This is a genomic window from Nocardia huaxiensis (assembly GCF_013744875.1).
GTDB classification, from domain to species: Bacteria; Actinomycetota; Actinomycetes; order Mycobacteriales; family Mycobacteriaceae; genus Nocardia; species Nocardia huaxiensis.
In genome coordinates this window covers 3,578,870-3,595,897 of sequence record NZ_CP059399.1, presented here as the reverse complement: position 1 = coordinate 3,595,897, position 17,028 = coordinate 3,578,870, and the positions used below count along the sequence as shown (strand labels likewise).

Here is a 17,028-nt window from a genome sequence, read left to right as displayed (position 1 = left end):
CGAACCCCGGCCATGCAACCCCGCTCACCACGCTGGAGCCATGGTTGTGATCCGCGCGAGCAAAACCCTGGCGACTGCGCGCGGTGCGCACCTAGCTTGGCTGAAATGCGAAAACTGGGCCGTATCCTGGTGATTCCCCTGCTGCTGGCACTGGCCGTGACGGCCGGCTGTGGCCGGGAACACCGCGATGATGTGGTGCGTATCGGTGTGAACGATCTCGCGCTGCCGCACTGGGAGGTCTTCCGGCAGAAGGCCGCCGAGGCAGGCATCACCATCGAATATGTCAGCTTCTCCGATTACAACCAGCCGAATCCGGCGCTGGCACAGGGTCAGATCGACCTCAACAAGTTTCAGCATGTGCGCTACCTGGCCAATTTCAACGCCCGCAACAATCAGAACCTGGTGCCGATCGGCGCGACCGAGGTGTTCCCGTTGGCGCTGTACTCCAAGAAGCACAGGTCGGTGACCGAGATTCCGCAGGGCGGCGAGATCACGCTGAGCAACAATCCCGCGAATCAGGTGCGACCGCTGTTGAGCCTGGCCGCGGCGGGGTTGATCACGCTGCGGAACGGCGCGAGCTGGGATTCCAAGATCGAGGACGTGGACCGGGCGGCCTCCCGGGTGCAGCTCACCACCATCGATCCGACGCTGACTGCACAGTCGCTGGACAGCGTGGATGCCGCGTTCGTGGACGACACCTTCGCCGGTCCGGCCGGGCTCACCAATGAGCAGATCATCTACAGCGATGATCCGGAACGGCCGAACCTGAAGCAGTACATCAATGTCTTCGCGGCGCGGGCCGCCGACAAGGACAATCCGACGTACCTGAAACTCGTGGAGATCTACCATGATCCGGCCGTCGAGGCGGCCATCCGGGCGGAGTCCGGGTATCGCGGGATCTTCAAGACCAACGATCAGGCCGATCTGCAAGCCACGCTGACCGAACTGGAAGGCAAGTTCCGGCAGTGATCAGTCGCGCGCGCCCCGCTTCACGCGGGTGGCGGCGATGATGGTGATGATCAGGACGGTCATCACCTGCAGGGCCGACCAGTCCTCGGACGTGGGGATGGGCAACAGGGCCTCGGGCGGGTCGTAGGGAGCGGGCGGCGCGACCACGGGCGGCGGTGGAACGACCACCGGTTCGGGGACGGGCGCGGGCTCCGGCGGGGGCGCGAGTTGCGCGGGGACAGCCTGGGGCAGCAGCAGGGGGATGGCGGGCGCGGGCAGCTCCGGAACCGGCAGCAGCAGAAGGCAAGTCAGCAGTGCGCTGCCGGTGACTGCGCTGCCCACCACGACGCTGCCCGCACCGGAGGACCCCGGGCCGACCAGGCCGCTGGAGCCGGGGACGAAGCCGGGGCCCAGCAATCCGGAACCGCTGACACTGCCGGTGGCAATGCCGAGAAGTATTGCGCCGACACCGACCACAGCGCTGCCGGTGCAGGCGGTCAGCACACTGCCGGATTCGAGGCCGAGGGTTTCACCGAGGGTGCCGGCCACCGGGTTCGCGGCCGCCGGTTCGAGGCCGAGTACTTCGATGCCGCGAGCGAGGGTGTTGGCAGCTCCGGCGCTGCCACTGAGCGCACCGCCGGCGCCGAGTGCGCTGCCGGTATCGAATGGTCCTGCGCCGGTGGCGATCTGCCCCGCCCCGCTACCGGTATCGAGCGGCACTCCCGCGGCGACGGGGCCCGGTCCCACCCCCAGTGCGCTGCCGGTCGTGGCGCCGCCCCTGTCGACTCCGGTGGCGCTGCCGGAGTTCGTGGCGCCGCCCGGCCCGCCACTGCCGGAGAACGCGCTCCCGCTGCCGAGACCGAGCGAGCTACCCGACGGCTCGGCCACCGGACCGGCGTCATCGTTTCCCGCACTGCCACTGATGATTTCGCCGATGACATCCGGCAGCCCCGGCTCGGCCCGGACGGGCGCCGGCTGCGTCGCGAGCAGCGCCGCCGCGACGGGCACCGCCGCCGCAACCGCGAATCCTCGTGCGGTCCACCGCGTTCGCACCGTCTTGTCGCCGGGCACCGTCTGGTCGCCAGGCACTGTCTTGTCTTTCACGCCGTGTCTCCGAACGCCGTGTGCGGGTGTCTCGTTCGCGGCTGAAGTCAGCGCGGCAGGATGGTCTGCGCCGGGGCCGTGGCGGCAAGATGCTCGAATTGGCTCAGCGCGAGTTCATAAGCGCTCTTGGACACCACATTGCCGCCGGTGAACGGACCGTCGAGGTTGTAGACCGCGAGCACCACGCCACCGACCACGAGGCCGAACAGCCCGGTCATGAGCAGACTGCGTTTGGTGACGCCCACACCGGACAGCACCGTGCCGAGCAGCAGCATGCCCGTGCCGAACCACAGCGCCACATAGAGATACGCGGGCATCCGGTATTCGGCGTCCAGGCCGCGGTCGTAGCGCGCCTCGGAGATCGCGTCCAGGCCCGCGCCCGCCTGTTCCAGTGCGTCCTGCACCGCAGGTTCGGTGGACTCCACCGCGCCCACCGCGTCGCTGAGATCGTCGAATGTGGTCTGGGTGGTTTCGCTCAGGCGGCGATGCTTCGCCATTTCCGACCATTCGTCGGTGAGGACCTCGTGCGTGTAATCCTCGACCAGGCCCTGGATTTCCCTGCGGTCCTTGTCCGGCAGATCATTGGCGGCCGAGTAGACCGTCAGCAGCCCTTTGGATTCGGCCACGGTGTGCGCGGTGGCATTGTCGTACTGCTGCCAGCAGATGACGACCGCGAACGCCACAATGGCCGCGAAGAACATATTGACCAGATCGGTGACCATGGTGCCCGCGGCTTCATCGTCCGCATGCCGCCAGGTTTTGGGCCGCAGGCGATCACCGACCACGAATATCAGCAGTGCCACGACGGCGAACAGCACCGGCACGATTATCTGCAGCGCCATCTGGCGGACTCCTCCAGGCCACGGAATACAGGAGATCGGGCATGCACACGATCACGGTGTATTCGCGGCCGCGGATCATTCGGATGGCGCGGGCAAACAATCTGTTACGGCGGTCGCCGCATCAGCTCCGATAGGTGGTGAGAATCCCGCGAATGGACGGCGTCACCGGTAGTTCCCCATCGAGAGAAACCCACCGGTATCCGGCGTAGTTGGAGAGCTGGATCGGCCCGAATCCGGCCACGTCGACCGCGAAATGTTCGCGCCGCACCGGCTTTCCGGCATTCGACAGATAGTCGAAGCTGCCCAGATGCCGGACGATATCGACAACCGACAGACCGGTCTCCTCGAATACTGCGCGCGCCACCGCCGTGGCCAAGGGCTCCCCCGGTCGCACAATGGTTCCGGGCAGACTCAGCGGACTGCGTCCCGGACCTTGCGGATCGCGCTCCAACAGCAGCACCGCGCCATTGTTCTCCAGCACGACGCCGACCCGCAGCGCTACCTTGTCCGCGACGGCCCGCTCCCGCAGCTCGGCCAAAACCGACTCACCAAGGGATTGCCTGGGCGACACATCGAAACCCCACACTGCACACCACATCCCGTAACGCCGGACATCCTCGAACGGCACCACTGTCAACGCTACCGGCGGGCGCGGCCCAGCGGCAGGGTTCCGTGCGATGTCCGGCGCATCTTCACCGAACCACCGGTACGCCTGAAAACTTTCGCAATCCGGCAGCAGACCGCCCACCAGCATTGTTTACCTCCGGCGGGAAGCGGGGAGTCGAGAGATATGTCCAGTTCATCACGGTGCCACCGATCTCTCGTCGCCGCAGTGGTTTTCGCGGTGCTGACCCTGCTCGCCGCGGCCTGCTCCGGATCCGGTTCCGGCGGGAAAGAGGCTGCGGCCGAATCGATCTCGTTCGAACCGGCGCAAGGTGCACAGAATGTCGACCCCACGGCCGCGATCCAGGTCGAGATCAGCAGCGGCGCCTTGACGACGGTGATCATGACCAATGAGGAGGGCCGCTCGATCGAGGGCGTGTTCACTCCCGACCGGACGACATGGAAACCGAACGGACCGTTGGGTTATGGCCGCAGCTACACCGTGCAGGCCGAAGGCGTCAGCGACGACGGACCGACCGGCGTGATCACCTCGACCTTCACCACCCTGACACCGAGCAACCAGACCAAGGCGTACCTGACGACCACCGGCGGCCAACCTCTCGCCGACGGCGGCACCTACGGCATCGGCACGGTCGTCGTCGCCCACTTCGACGAGGACATACCCGACCGGGCGGCCGCCGAGAAACGCCTCTCCGTCACCACCGATCCGGCCGTGGAAGGCTCCTGGTACTGGCTCGACGCCCGCAATGTCCACTGGCGGCCACAGGCTTACTACCAGCCCGGCACCCGGGTCACCGTCACCGCGAACATCTATGGCGCGCAACTCGGCCCGGGACTTTTCGGGCAGGAGGACAGCGCCACCACCTTCACCATCGGCCCCGCCCACATCGCCGTCGCCGACGACCGCACGCATCGGATCGAAGTGTTCGAGAACGGCAACCTGGTCCGCACCATGCCCACCTCCATGGGCCAGGGCGGCAGCGAAACCATCGGCGGCACCACGATTTCCTTCTGGACCCAGCCCGGCGTCTACACCGTCATGGACAAGGCCAACCCGGTGATCATGGACTCCTCCACCTACGGCCTGCCCATCAACTCCCGCCTCGGCTACCGCGAAACCATCAGCTGGGCAACGAGAATCAGCACCGACGGCGTCTACCTGCACGCCCTCGACGCCACCCTGTGGGCGCAAGGCAACACCAATGTCTCGCACGGTTGCCTCAACCTCAGCACCGACCACGCGAGCTGGTTCTACAACTTCGCACTGCCCGGCGACGTCGTCGAGATCCGCAATACCGGCGGCGAACCCCTACAGGTCTGGCAGAACGGCGACTGGGGGCTGCCCTGGGACCAGTGGCTCGAGGGCAGCGCAGTGCGCTAACCGCCGAGCCCCACATCCCGGGCGAGCATGGCCGCCTGCACGCGCGAGCGCAGATCCAGCTTGGCCAGCACGCGGGAGACATGCGTCTTGACGGTCGCCTCACCGATCATCAGCCGCCGCGCGATCTGCTGATTCGACAGCCCCGCCCCGAGGCATTCCAGCACATCGCGCTCACGATCGGTCAGATCAGTCAAGCCGGGCGGCGGTTCGGCCGGCGTCGGCACGGCATCCGCGAACGCGGTGATCACGCGCCGGGTGACGCTCGGCTCCAGCACCCCGTCCCCCGCGGCCACCAGCCGCACCGCCTCGATGAGCCGCGCGGATTCCACCGACTTCAACAGAAACCCGGCCGCACCCGAACGCAGTGCGCCATAGACATATTCGTCGACATCGAAGGTGGTCAGCACCAGCACCTGGGCAATCCCCTGCCCCACCACCTGCCGCGTGGCCTCGATTCCGTCCAGCCCCGGCATCCGAATATCCATCAGCACCACATCCGGCCGCAGCGCGGTGGCCTTGCGCACCGCGGCCAGCCCATCCGCCGCCTCACCGACGATCTCGATCCCCTCCGCCGCACCGAGAATCATCGCCAGCCCGGCCCGTACGGCGGCATGATCATCGGCCAGCAGCACCCGAATGGATTCCGTCACCCAACTCCTCCTGAAATCGGCAGTTCCGCACGCACCCGCCAGCCGTCGTCACAGGGACCGGCGGCGAAGGTCCCGCCCACCGCCTGAGCGCGCTCCCGCATATTGCTCAAACCTGTTCCACCCTTGCCGCTTTCGTGGTCCGGGACACCGCCGTCGGGTCCGTGGGCCGCGGCGGCGCCGTTGCTTGCGGGTGCGCCGACGGCGGCACGGTTGGTCACATCGATCAGCAGCGTGTCCTCGCACCGGGACAGCGTCACCTCGGTTCGGCTGCCCGGCGCGTGCTTGACGGCATTGGTGAGCGCTTCCTGCACGATGCGGTAGGCCGAAAGATCCACCGCCGCAGGCAGATCCGGTGGCGTGTCGATGTGCGAGCGCACCGCCAGTCCGGCCGCGCGCGCCGAATCCAGCAGCGGATCCAGATCCGTCAGCCGGGGCGGGGCCGTGCGGGGTTCGGGGGCGTTCGGGTCGTCCGAGCGCAGCAGGCCGATCATGGCGCGCATCTCGGTGAGGGAGGCGACGCTGTTCTCGCGCACCGACAGCAGGACCTTGCGCGTGATCTCGGGGTCGCCGTCGACCATGGAGAGCGCGGCCTCGGATTGGATGGCGATGGCCGAGAGGTGGCCGGCGATCACATCGTGCAGGTCGCGGGCCATGCGGGCGCGTTCGGCGACGACGGCGGCGCGGCGGTCCAGCTCCGCGATGCGCTCGAGCTGGTCGGCGCGTTCGCGGGCGGCGTCGGCCATGGCCCGATGCGAGCGCACCTCGGTGGCCCACCACACCGGGATGAGCGGGAAGGCGCCCACTCCCAGCACGGTCAGCAGCCCGAGCCGCCAGTCCCCGCTCGCCAGCGCCACACTCACGCCGACCGCGGCGACCGTGGAACCGGTGACGCCGATGATGATCCGATTGGCGCGCAGCGAACTGTTCATCGTCGCGCTGTACAGCAGATCCGAAAGCACATACAGCGCACCGAGACTCAGCCCGGCCACCGGCACGGCCGCAGCCGTCACCACGATTCCGGCCAGCAGGCCCGCGATCGGCGCGCGCGTGCGCAAGACCTGCGTGCAGCAGATCGCGGCCAACGCGACATAGGGCGCCCACCAGGTCACCGGCACGTCCGCCGCAGCGCCGAACCGCACCACGAGCGGCGCGTTCACAAGCAGCAGCAGGCTGCCCACAGCGAAGCACGCGGCCGCCATCAGCCCGTCCCGCTGCCAGGCAGGCCAATCCTCGAACCAGGGCCGCCGCATACCCTCCATCACAGCACAGCGGCCTCGCCGCTACCTCGCCCATTGGGTGGATCGGCCCGGCCCGGCGATCCGTCGAAGTGATGACGAGCCGCCGCCCGCAACCACCCTCGGCCACGGTCAAGACGTCCTCGGCCCGGTACGGATTCGCTTCGGCCCGGCGTCCAACGGAAATGATGAGGTGCCCGATACGCAGCCTTCGCGCGGCTGTCGGTGGACTCCACATGTCGCGAGCCTCCGTCGAAGTGATGACGCGCACTAGCCCTGATCGGCGACGCGCGGCGATCTCTTTCCCGGCCAGGCTCGATGGCATGCAGGGGATCTTCGAAGAGCTTCGGTCCAATCCGCTCGCGGCCCTGATCGGGCTGTGCGAGATCGGCTTCTGGGTGATGCTGGGGGCCGGGCTGGCCGCCCGGTACCTGTTGAAGTTGCGGCGCACCAGCAATGTGCTGCTGATCAGCACCCCGCTGCTGGATGTGGTGCTGCTGATCGCGACCGTGGTCGATCTGGCGCGCGGCAGCACCGCCTCGTCGGTGCACGGCATCGGGGCCGCCTATCTGGGGTTCAGCGTGGCGTTCGGGCACAGCCTGATCCGCTGGGCCGATCAGCGCGTCGCCTATCGGTTCGCGGGCGGGCCGCCGCCGGTCAAACCGCCCGCGCACGACGACCCGAAACGCATCGGCTACGAATGGCGCGAATGGGGTAAATGCCTGCTGGCCTGGGCCATTGCCTGCGGCGCCATGCTGCTGCTGGTCCTCATCGCGGGCTCTCCCGACCGCACCGAAGCGCTGTGGGCCTGGATGGGCCGGCTCAGCACCGTGCTGCTGATCTGGCTGGTCGCCGGCCCGCTCTGGACGACATTCTCGACCACGAGCAAGGCCGGCGTGCGCTGATCACCGCAGTTGGAAGTCCGCGGGCTCCGGGACGGCGAGCATGCTCTCCATCTCGGCACGGTCGAAGGGCAGCAGGTCGATATTGCCGCCCTCGGTGAAGTACCAGGAGTTGCATCCGGTGTTCCACACGGTCGGCCCGAGCGCCTCGGCGACCTCGGACTCGAACCGTCCGGTGGCCTCCTCGGTCACCTCGACCGTGTCGAATTCCCCTGCGCGCCACCGCTCGATCCACTGGGTGATGTACCTGGCGGTCACCTCCGCCGCATGGTGCAGCGGGATCGAGCCGGTGGGCGAGTTCGGTCCCAGCACGGTGAACAGGTTGGGGAAGCCGGGAATCGCCGTCATGCGATAGGCGCGCGGCCCCTTCTCCCATGCGTCGTCGATCGAAATGCCGTCGCGGCCAACCAGGTTCATAGGTCGCATGTAGTTGTGCGCCTTGAAGCCGGTGGCGAACACGATCAGGTCGAATTCCTGGTGGCGGCCGTCGGTAGTGCGGATGCCGGTCGGGGTCACCGTCTCGATCCCGGTGGTGACCAGTTCCGCATTGCGGGCCTTCAGCGCGCGATAGTAGCTGCCGGACAACACCTGTCGCTTGCACAGCGGCTGATAGTCGGGCGTCAGCTGCTCGCGCATCGCGGGCTGCCGCACCTGGGCGAGCAAGCTCAGCTTCGCGTACTCCTGCACCGCGCGCCGCCGCCAGCTGGGCCGGGTGACGACATCGGTGAACACCCGCGCACCGGTCATTCCGGCCTGGTGGAGCGCGCGATTCAGCTGCGGCAGCCGATCCAGCACCGCGCCCACGATGCCCGGCTGCGGCAGATTCATGGGCGCCCAGATGACCCACTGCGGACTGCGCACGAAGTGCGCGATGGCCCGCGCCTTCGGCTGCAATGCCGAAACCACCTGCACGCCAGTGGATCCCGTGCCGATGACGGCGATCCTGCGTCCGTCGGTGGGCATCTCGTCATCCCAGCGAGCGGTGTGCAGCACATCGCCGGTGAAATCGGCCAGTCCCGGAATATCGGGTATGGCCGGATGATGCAGCACCCCCGTCGCCGCGATCACGAAGTCGGCGTCGTAGCTGCTGCCGTCGGCGGTCTCGACCTGCCATCCGGTCCCGGTGAACCGCGCCGCCACCACCTCGGCGTTCACGCGCAGATGCGGCCGCAGCCCGTACCTGTCCGCGATATCGGCCAGATACCCCTGGATCTCGGGTCCGGGCGCGAACACGCGCGACCAATCCGGTTTCGGCGCGAACCCGAACTGGTACAGCTGCGAGGGCACGTCGCAGGTCAGCCCCGGATAGTGGTTCCAATGCCACACCCCGCCGACGTCGGAGCCCTTCTCCAGCATGACGAAGTCGTGGAAGCCGTTGCGCTGCAAGGTAATAGCAGTGGCGATGCCGGAGACACCGGCGCCGATGATCACAATGCGCGGCTCCCGGGGCGCAGTCATCGAGCACCCACCCACGCCGGACCGCACAGGACCATCCCAACCTCCTCGTTGGATACCGCTAGCATTCGAATACCGACGGTATTGGTAATGGAGCCGTGTGTCAATCGGGCTGCGCCACTCCCCGGCAAGCCCCTCGCGCCGGGCCTCAGCGGCCCGTCTGCTGCAGCACCTCCCGCGCCAGCGCCCGATACTGTTCCGCCCCATTGGATTTGGGCGCCCAGGTGAGGATCGGCTCCCCCGCGATGGTGGCATCCGGGAACCGGACCGTCCGCGAGATCACCGTCTCGTAGACATCGCCGCCGAACACCTCACCCACCCGGGCCATCACCTGCCGGGAATGCAGTAGCCGGCCATCGAACATGGTCATGACGATGCCGAGCAGCGTCAGCCCCGGATTCAGCCGATCCCGCACCTTCTCCATGGTGTCGGTGAGCAGCGCCAGCCCCCGCAGCGAGAAGAACTCGCACTCCATCGGAATGATCACCCCGTCCGCGCAGGCGAGCGCGTTCACCGTGAGCACGCTCAGCGCCGGCTGACAGTCCACGAGTATGTAGTCGTACCGATCCCGCACCGGCTCCAGCACCCGCCGCAGCGCATGCTCGCGCCCCACCTGGTTCACCAGCTGAATCTCCGCCGCCGACAGATCGATATTGCTCGGCAGCAGATCCATGGTGTCGACGCAGGTCTTCATCAGCACCTCGTCGATCAATGGCGCAGACCTGCCCAGCAGGTCGTACACCGTCAGCGCGAGATCATTGTGTGCGACACCGAGCCCCGCCGACAGCGCCCCCTGTGGATCGAGATCGACCAGCAGCACCCGCTTCCCGCATTCCGCCAGCGCGGCACCGAGGTTGATGGTGGTAGTGGTCTTCCCCACCCCGCCCTTCTGATTGCACAGTGCGATGATCCGCGCTTCGCCACGAGGTAGCTCAGCCTCTCGCGAGGGAAGGTTCGCCGACATGCCCGCCAGGCTAACGGGCAAGCCCCTCCCCGGATCGACACGACATGTGAGGTATTGCTCACGAATAGCTTTGCGGCGAACGGGCTCAGCTCTTTGCACCGACCACTCGGCCGCGGGAGCACCGGGCGAATAGCCCGCAGCCTCCATCGGGAGATTCCCGAAAACGACAGTCCGCCAATGGCAATCTCGGCGCGGACCACGACGGCGGTGGCCCGGCCACCGGAAACATTCCGGTCAGTAGACCGGATGGATAGGTGTCCGACACGCTGTAGCGCGAAACGCCCCGGCCGTTCACTCGAAAGTGACCACCACCCTGGATGCTGTGGGCGTGACGCAACTCGAGCCGGTGCAGACGGTCGATTTTCTGCCGGCAAAGTCCGATTCCGCCCCCATCCGCGGCAGCGACTACGCGGTGCTGATGCGACGAGTCCGGCAGGCCGCCCTGCTGGATCGCCGATTGCACTACTACGGCTGGAAGACCGCGGCCACCGCGACCGCGTACGCAGCCGGTTGGATCGTGTTCTGCCTGCTCGGCGATTCCTGGTGGCAGCTGGCCACTGCCGCCTTCCTGGCCGCGGTATTCGCCCAGATCGCTTTCCTCGGCCACGACGCCGGCCACCGCCAGATCTTCCGCACCCGCCGCGCCAACCACCTGTACGGTCTCATCGCAGGCAATCTCGCCATCGGCCTGAGCATCGGCTGGTGGACCAGCAACCACAACCGCCACCACGCGCACCCCAACACCGAAGGCGCGGACCCCGACGTCTCCGGCATCCTGGCGCATTCCGCCCACCGCGTCGCGACCGAAAAAGGCTGGCGGCGTTTCATTTTCCGCTACCAGGCCTGGCTGTTCTTCCCGATGCTGCTCCTCGAGGCGGGCAGCCTGCACTATTCGAGCGCCCGAGCGGTAGCGAAATGGCCCATCCGCCATCGCATCTGGGAGGGCGCGCTACTCACCGCCCACGCCACCGGCTTGCTCTCCGCTGCATTCCTCGTCCTGCCACCGGCGAAAGCCCTCATCTTCCTTGCCGTACAGCAGGCCCTGTTCGGCCTCTACATGGGCTGCACCTTCGCCCCCAACCACAAAGGCATGGAAGTCTTCCCCGAAGGCGACAGCACCGACTTCCTGCGCCGCCAGGTCCTCTCCTCCCGCAATGTGCGCGGCGGCTGGTTCACCGACACCGCCCTGGGCGGCCTCAACTACCAGATCGAACACCACCTGTTCCCGACCATGCCCCGCCCCAGCCTGCACCGAGCCCAGCCGATAGTCCGAGCCCACTGCGCCGAACTCGGCATCCCCTACGTGGAAACCACCCTCCTCGACTCCTACCGCCACGCCCTCCGCCACCTGGACACCACCGGCCGATAACCCGCCCTACAACGCGAACACCCCCACCGCCAGAGCACCCCGAACGCCGCAGCCGCCGAGAAGGCACTCACCAACTGCGGCCAACCGGACCAGCTCCGCTCGAATACCCTACGAGCAGCAGCGATCTCGTCCTCTCCCATAGCATCCAGCGCATAGTCCCGCACCCGAAAGTGAACCGGAACCTACCAGCAGCACCTCATAGAGCTCCATGGCCTCACACGCCTTGCCTGGGAAATCCTCGCCGCCCCAGCCTGAACGCCGCGGATGCTGTCGCAACGGCTGATTTCGCATCAGGAGGTATAACTTCTCGGGGGTCCAGCCCTGTGCACCTCTACGGCTCACCGCAACGGCGACAAGGAATGAAAGCAGTGCGAGCGACTACGACTATGCGCCCCGCCGCAGCGGCCCTGGGTTTCGCGATGATGGCCCTGACCGCCCCGAGCGCGGCCGCAGATTCGACCGCGACCCCGGACATCGGGTTCGCCCACCTCACCTCCGTGGGCGTGCACAACACCTACGACCGGTCCACCTTCGGGTATCTCACCGAGGCGCTCGACGCCGGGGCGGGTCTGGTCGAGCTGGATATCTGGCCCAAAACCCAAGCCGGACAATGGCTTGTCGGTCACCTCAATCCCCTGGCGAACGAGAACAACTGCACGGTGGCCGGCACAGCCGACGAGCTCGGCCGCGGCGTGCGCGATCAAGATTTCAGTGCCTGCCTGGACAATATCCGCCTGTGGCTCGAGCAGAACCCCAACCGCGATCCGCTGATCATCAAGGTCGAGAACAAGGGTGGATTCGGCCCCGGCCACGGTCCGGCCGAACTCGATGCCGCGCTCCGCGAGCATCTCGGTGACCGGGTCTACCGCCCCGCCGAACTGCTGTCGGGCCACCCCTCCCTCGATGCCGCCGCCCGTGCCGACGGTTGGCCCACCCGCTCGGCGATGCGCGGCCGGGTGGTCGTGGAGCTCATCCCCGGGGTCTCCCCGCTGGACACCATGAACCCGTTCCGGGCGACCACATCCGATATCGAGTACGCCACCCATCTGGAGTCGCTCGCGCAGGCGGGCCGGATCGCCGACGCGCAGATCTTCCCCGCCGTCCTGACCGCGCAAACCGGAGATCCACGCCTGCGCTACGCACGCCCGCAGCTGCGCGACTGGTTCGTGTTCTTCGACGGTGACGCGGCGAACTATGTGGGCGGACAAGCGGATTCGGCATGGTACGACCGCAACCACTACCTGCTGACCATGACCAACGCCCAGCAGGTGACGCCGACGATGAGCAACCGTCACCCCGACCTCGGCCAGGCCGATGATCGGGCCCGGCAGCTGGCGACCGCGCACGCCTCGGTGCTGACCTCGGACTGGGTCTCCCCGCGGCTGCTGGGTCTCGTGCTACCGCGCGGCGACTAGCGATATCGCAGGTCAGAGGCGGCCGACGGGCTGTCCCCACCGCCAGCAAAAATGTACTAACGTACCGTTTGTTCGGCGACTGCGAGAACCGGCTTTTCTCCCAGACGGAGGCGGCATGCTCGGATTGGTGCTCTCTGCGGTGGCGATCGTGGTGGTGACGTCGGTGTTCAGCTGGGTGCTGAATCGTCTCATCGCCCGGCGGGTGGCCAGCGGCAAGGCCGACTCCGATGTTCTGGACCGCCTGGGCCAGTGTCGTGCGCCCGCGATCACGGTCGTGGTTCTGATCATGACCCGCGCCTACGAGGCCGTGCTGGAAAGCGTGCTGCACCTGGGACAGTGGGTCGGGATGGCGCTCAATGTCGCGTTGATGCTGGCGCTGGGATGGCTCGTCGTACGGGTCGCCGCGGTGCTGATGGCCATTGTGGCGGCCCGCGTGGGCAAGCGGGTGAGCGCCGATCCGCAACGGCTGCAACGCATTCACACCCAGCTCAGCGTCTTCGAAACCGCCGCGGCGGTCATCATCTGGCTGGCCACCCTCATCTTCATCATGCTCACCTTCCCCGCGACGCGCCCGATCGCCACCAGCCTGTTCGCCTCCGCCAGCCTGCTCAGCCTGGTCATCGGCATCGCCGCCCAGGGCACACTGGGCAGCTTCTTCGCCGGACTGCAGATCGCCTTCGGCGATATCGTGCGCATCGGCGACACGGTCGTGGTCGACGGGCAGCAGGGCGTCGTGGAGGAGATCGCCCTGACCTACGTGGTGGTGAAGCGCCCGGACTACCGGCGCCTCGTCGTACCTGTCACCTTCTTCACCACTAAATCCTTCGAGAACTGGACTCGCAGGCACCTCGGGGTGCTGGCCGAAACCTTCGTCAACGTCGATCTGACCACCCCGGTGCCCGAAGTGCGCGAGAAGGTTCGCGAAATCCTCGACGCGTCGACACTCTGGGACCGTACCGAATGGTCGGTGTCAGTCGCGGAGCCTCAGCCGAATACACAATTGCTGCGTTTGAAGATCAGTGCGGCGGTCACCGACGCGGCAGATGCGGGAGCGCTGTGCGCCGAGGTGCGCGGCGCGCTCCAGGAGCATCTCGCGCGAGAGATCCCCAGCGCCCTGCCCGCCACCCGAGAAACGAGCGTCCCGAACCCGGCGCTCGGCCCCAAGATCCCGGCCGAGAGCAGCATCGAGTCATAGAACGAGGCTGGCTGTCCCGCGGAACCAGACGGTCTCAGGCGAACCGCTGGCGGAAGAACGAGAACCGCGTCGGCGAGTGCGGACTCGCCTTCCGAGCTGGTGGCGCTGTCCTTGAACAACGGTACGACGCCCGTGTTCGGCTGCGGGATACCTGCGGTGTCCAGTTCCCCGGAAACGAAGCCGCCACCATGGGCGAACACCATGATCGGCAACGGGCCTACTGGTTGTGTCCGGAGGGGGACTTGAACCCCCACGCCCTAATACGGGCACTAGCACCTCAAGCTAGCGCGTCTGCCATTCCGCCACCCGGACCGGTGTTGCGTGACAACCATATTCGATCATCTGCCCTTTTACGCAAACGTGCTGGCCGGCGCGCTGCGGGCGGTCGGAGAGCAGTTGGTCCGGGTGGCGCTGGAGGGCGTTTTCGGCGGAGCGGTTGATCGGGTTCGTCGAGCAGGCCGTGGCGCGATCGGCGCTCGCGCGGTAGAACGCGGCGACCGGTCACGACGCGGCCCGGACGGGGCTGCGCCGACCCGGTTCGGTCGGCACAGCCTCGGGGATCAGCGGGTGCCCGGCAGCGCCCGGTACACCTCGATCCACTGGTCCGGATGCACATGGCAGACAAGGGTTCCGGGGTTGATGCCCGCTGCCGCCAGTGCGGTGTCCACGCCCCGGTAGCGGGTGCGCAGCGAGGCGTCGACCGAGCCGCCGAGGCCGGTGAACCCGAGCTCGACCAGTTCGGTGAAGGCCCGGCGATCCCGCACCAGCGGTTCGGGTCGACGGGTGATGCGCAGGATCGCGGAGTCGACCGACGGGATCGGCCGGAAGCTGTTTCGTTCGATGCGCCCCACCGGCTCCCAGGTGAACCACGGCCAGTTCACGGCCGTCACCAAACTCCACCGGCCGTAATCGCCGGTGCGTTTGCGGGCGTACTCGAGCTGGGTGACCAGCGTCGCCGAGGTGAGCGCCGGTGCCCGCAGGCACCAGTCCACGATCCGCGCGGTCGCCGAGAACGGAATGTTCCCGACCACCGCGAACGGCTCCCGAGGCGCGGCGGCCTTCAGGAAATCGCCTCGCACCACCCGTATTCCGGCGTGATCACGAGTGCGGGCGGCCAGCTTCCCGGCCATCAGCGGGTCGATTTCGTACGCGGTCACCCGCGCTCCGTGATCGGCGAGCGCCCGGGTGAGCGCTCCCTCCCCCGCGCCCGGTTCCAGTACCGGCACAACGGGATCGGCCGCCGCGACAATCCTGGCGATGGCCTGCGGGTCGATCAGAAAGTTCTGGGACAGAACACGTCTGGCTCGATCCCGGGGCGTCCGGCCATTACCGGCCTTGACCTTGCTCTGGGTATGCGAATAATTCCGGTACGCGGAATCCTGCGATGAAAACTTCGGCGCCACAGCGATTGCCCTTCCGGGTCTTCGAGAGTGAATGGGATCTCGAAGGGCCCTGGGCGCGCCGGCGGACGCGAGTTCGGTGTCGTGTGTGCGAAACCTGCGTCCGCTAGCGGGCCAGAGCCCCGTCGCTGCGCACGCGCACGAACATGAAACAGGTACCTGTCATGCGGCCCACTCTAGGAACGAGCCCGCGTGAGCCGCAATCCATTTACACGGACAGCGAATCGAACATGCCTGCCACGTACTCACCCGCGGGCATGCGCGCGATGACATTGAGCCTGTTGAACGCGTTGATCACCGCGACGGCCGCGATCAGCGCGGTGAGCTGATCGTCGTCGAAATGCTTGCGCGCCTGCTCCCAGGTCTCGTCGCTGACACCCAGATGTGCGTCGGCCAGCCGGGTGCCTTCCTCGGTGAAGGCCAGCGCGGCCCGCTCCGCGTCGGTGAACACGATGGCATCCCGCCAGGTCGCGATGAGGTTCAGGCGCACCGCAGTCTCGCCCGCCGCGGCCGCGTCCTTGGTGTGCATATCGGTGCAGCCGCCACAGCCGTTGATCTGACTGGCGCGAATCTGCACCAGGAACTGGATCGACCGGGGCAGCGGCGATTCCTGAATCGTCCGGCCCAGCCCGATGAGCCGCTTGAAGATCGTGCCGCCGAAATCGGTGGCCATCATATTGATACGAGGTTCCATGGCCTCGTCCTCTCAATCGAGTCATGCCGCTATGGCAGCGGCATCCCTACACACACGCGACACCGCGCGGACCCGAAATGTGACAGGCGCGGCCGACTTCACACGGCGAAGCTGCACACCGCCGCCGTGACCGCTGTCGCCAATTCGACTGCGGCGCCGAGCACATCACCATTGAGCCCACCGAACCGCCGCACACAATGCCGCACCAGCAGCACCGTCACCGCGAGCGCCGACACGACGGCCAACGGCCCCAGCCACCACTGCGGCGCAGCGAACAGTGCTGCGGCAACAGCGATCCCACTCCAGGCGGCCCCGCCGATCAGCGATTGCGTACCCGCCACCAGCGCCCCGAATCCGGCTCCCGGAGCCGCGTCGATCCCCCGCCGGCACGCCAGCACCACCGCCACCCGCCCCATCGCCACAGCGAGCACGATCGCACCCCACCGCCCGGCCTCCGCTAGCGCGGCGAACGAAACCGCCTGCACCGCAACAGCGAACACCAGCGCAGCCACCCCGAACGGCCCCGCGCCACCACTCTTCATGATCTCCCGGGCCCGCTCCGGCGGCCCGTAACTCCCGAGCCCGTCCATGGTGTCGGCGAGCCCGTCGATATGCATCCCCCGGGTAATGAGCGCCAACCCCGCGACCGCGACGAACCCGCCCAGCAGCCACGACGCGCCGACAGCCCCGAGCAGCCACAACAGCCCGGCGGTCCCCGCCCCGAGCAAGACCCCGACCACCGGAGCCCACGCGATTGCACGACCCGCGGCAGTCCGGTCGACCTGATCCGGTCCGCGCACCGGGAGCACGGTCAGCCATGAGAGAGCCAGCCGCAGCCCGCTCACGGCCG

Annotated in this window: 16 protein-coding genes and 1 tRNA gene; 6 read left to right on the top strand and 11 right to left on the bottom strand. The window is 67.4% G+C overall.

What is annotated here, in order from left to right:
• Nucleotides 1-105: 105 nt before the first annotated feature.
• Nucleotides 106-969 (top strand): MetQ/NlpA family ABC transporter substrate-binding protein, encoded by an 864-nt coding sequence (locus H0264_RS15995; protein WP_181584693.1) that lies wholly within the window; start codon nucleotides 106-108, stop codon nucleotides 967-969.
• On the opposite strand, the gene H0264_RS15990 is transcribed toward H0264_RS15995, so the two are convergent.
• The 3 genes from H0264_RS15990 to H0264_RS15980 form a co-directional block, all read right to left on the bottom strand.
• Nucleotides 970-2,052 carry a hypothetical protein gene (locus H0264_RS15990; RefSeq protein WP_181584692.1) on the bottom strand — a complete coding sequence of 361 codons (1,083 nt, stop codon included), beginning with the start codon at nucleotides 2,050-2,052 and terminating at the stop codon, nucleotides 970-972.
• A gap of 47 nt (nucleotides 2,053-2,099) precedes the next feature.
• Complete coding sequence (locus H0264_RS15985; RefSeq protein ID WP_181584691.1) at nucleotides 2,100-2,894, bottom strand: bestrophin-like domain; 795 nt, start codon at nucleotides 2,892-2,894, stop codon at nucleotides 2,100-2,102.
• Nucleotides 2,895-3,015: 121 nt separating this feature from the next.
• On the bottom strand, nucleotides 3,016-3,432 hold the full coding sequence (locus H0264_RS15980; protein ID WP_181584690.1) for an NUDIX hydrolase: 417 nt from the start codon (nucleotides 3,430-3,432) through the stop codon (nucleotides 3,016-3,018).
• A 252-nt stretch (nucleotides 3,433-3,684) separates the two neighbouring features.
• Here H0264_RS15980 and H0264_RS15975 point away from each other — a divergent pair, with 252 nt between their 5' ends.
• Complete coding sequence (locus H0264_RS15975) at nucleotides 3,685-4,899, top strand: L,D-transpeptidase (protein WP_181584689.1); 1,215 nt, start codon at nucleotides 3,685-3,687, stop codon at nucleotides 4,897-4,899.
• On the opposite strand, the gene H0264_RS15970 is transcribed toward H0264_RS15975, so the two are convergent.
• On the bottom strand, nucleotides 4,896-5,549 hold the full coding sequence (locus H0264_RS15970; protein WP_276514544.1) for a response regulator: 654 nt from the start codon (nucleotides 5,547-5,549) through the stop codon (nucleotides 4,896-4,898). The two genes, H0264_RS15975 and H0264_RS15970, sit on opposite strands and share 4 nt — an antisense overlap.
• Nucleotides 5,546-6,799 carry a sensor histidine kinase gene (locus H0264_RS15965; RefSeq protein ID WP_181584688.1) on the bottom strand — a complete coding sequence of 418 codons (1,254 nt, stop codon included), beginning with the start codon at nucleotides 6,797-6,799 and terminating at the stop codon, nucleotides 5,546-5,548. The genes H0264_RS15970 and H0264_RS15965 overlap by 4 nt, the downstream gene beginning before the upstream one ends.
• 308 nt (nucleotides 6,800-7,107) lie before the next feature.
• On the opposite strand from H0264_RS15965, the gene H0264_RS15960 reads away from it, so the two are divergent.
• Complete coding sequence (locus H0264_RS15960; protein WP_181584687.1) at nucleotides 7,108-7,689, top strand: hypothetical protein; 582 nt, start codon at nucleotides 7,108-7,110, stop codon at nucleotides 7,687-7,689.
• Here H0264_RS15960 and H0264_RS15955 read toward each other — a convergent pair whose 3' ends face one another.
• A complete protein-coding gene (locus H0264_RS15955; RefSeq protein WP_181584686.1) occupies nucleotides 7,690-9,144 on the bottom strand; it encodes a flavin-containing monooxygenase in 1,455 nt (484 codons plus the stop codon).
• Between the two features lie 145 nt (nucleotides 9,145-9,289).
• A complete protein-coding gene (locus H0264_RS15950; protein WP_244976203.1) occupies nucleotides 9,290-10,105 on the bottom strand; it encodes a ParA family protein in 816 nt (271 codons plus the stop codon).
• 328 nt (nucleotides 10,106-10,433) lie between these two features.
• Between H0264_RS15950 and H0264_RS15945 the strand changes: the two genes are divergently transcribed.
• The 3 genes from H0264_RS15945 to H0264_RS15935 all read left to right on the top strand — a co-directional run bounded on the left by H0264_RS15945 (nucleotide 10,434) and on the right by H0264_RS15935 (nucleotide 14,084).
• Nucleotides 10,434-11,474 (top strand): fatty acid desaturase family protein, encoded by a 1,041-nt coding sequence (locus tag H0264_RS15945; RefSeq protein ID WP_244976202.1) that lies wholly within the window; start codon nucleotides 10,434-10,436, stop codon nucleotides 11,472-11,474.
• 368 nt (nucleotides 11,475-11,842) lie between these two features.
• Nucleotides 11,843-12,889 carry a Ca2+-dependent phosphoinositide-specific phospholipase C gene (locus tag H0264_RS15940; RefSeq protein ID WP_231086669.1) on the top strand — a complete coding sequence of 349 codons (1,047 nt, stop codon included), beginning with the start codon at nucleotides 11,843-11,845 and terminating at the stop codon, nucleotides 12,887-12,889.
• 115 nt (nucleotides 12,890-13,004) lie between these two features.
• Nucleotides 13,005-14,084, top strand: a complete 1,080-nt coding sequence (locus tag H0264_RS15935) for a mechanosensitive ion channel family protein (RefSeq protein ID WP_181584683.1) — start codon at nucleotides 13,005-13,007, stop codon at nucleotides 14,082-14,084.
• A gap of 227 nt (nucleotides 14,085-14,311) precedes the next feature.
• Here the strand turns inward: H0264_RS15935 and H0264_RS15930 are convergent.
• From H0264_RS15930 to H0264_RS15915, 4 genes are all read right to left on the bottom strand, one after another.
• Nucleotides 14,312-14,396: transfer RNA gene (locus H0264_RS15930), tRNA-Leu, on the bottom strand.
• Nucleotides 14,397-14,644: 248 nt separating this feature from the next.
• Nucleotides 14,645-15,487, bottom strand: coding sequence for an ErmE/ErmH/ErmO/ErmR family 23S rRNA (adenine(2058)-N(6))-methyltransferase (gene erm / locus H0264_RS15925; protein ID WP_181584682.1), 843 nt, complete (start codon nucleotides 15,485-15,487; stop codon nucleotides 14,645-14,647).
• A 205-nt stretch (nucleotides 15,488-15,692) separates the two neighbouring features.
• On the bottom strand, nucleotides 15,693-16,160 hold the full coding sequence (locus H0264_RS15920) for a carboxymuconolactone decarboxylase family protein (protein ID WP_244976258.1): 468 nt from the start codon (nucleotides 16,158-16,160) through the stop codon (nucleotides 15,693-15,695).
• A 116-nt stretch (nucleotides 16,161-16,276) separates the two neighbouring features.
• A complete protein-coding gene (locus H0264_RS15915) occupies nucleotides 16,277-17,023 on the bottom strand; it encodes an adenosylcobinamide-GDP ribazoletransferase (RefSeq protein WP_181584680.1) in 747 nt (248 codons plus the stop codon).
• Nucleotides 17,024-17,028: the final 5 nt, after the last annotated feature.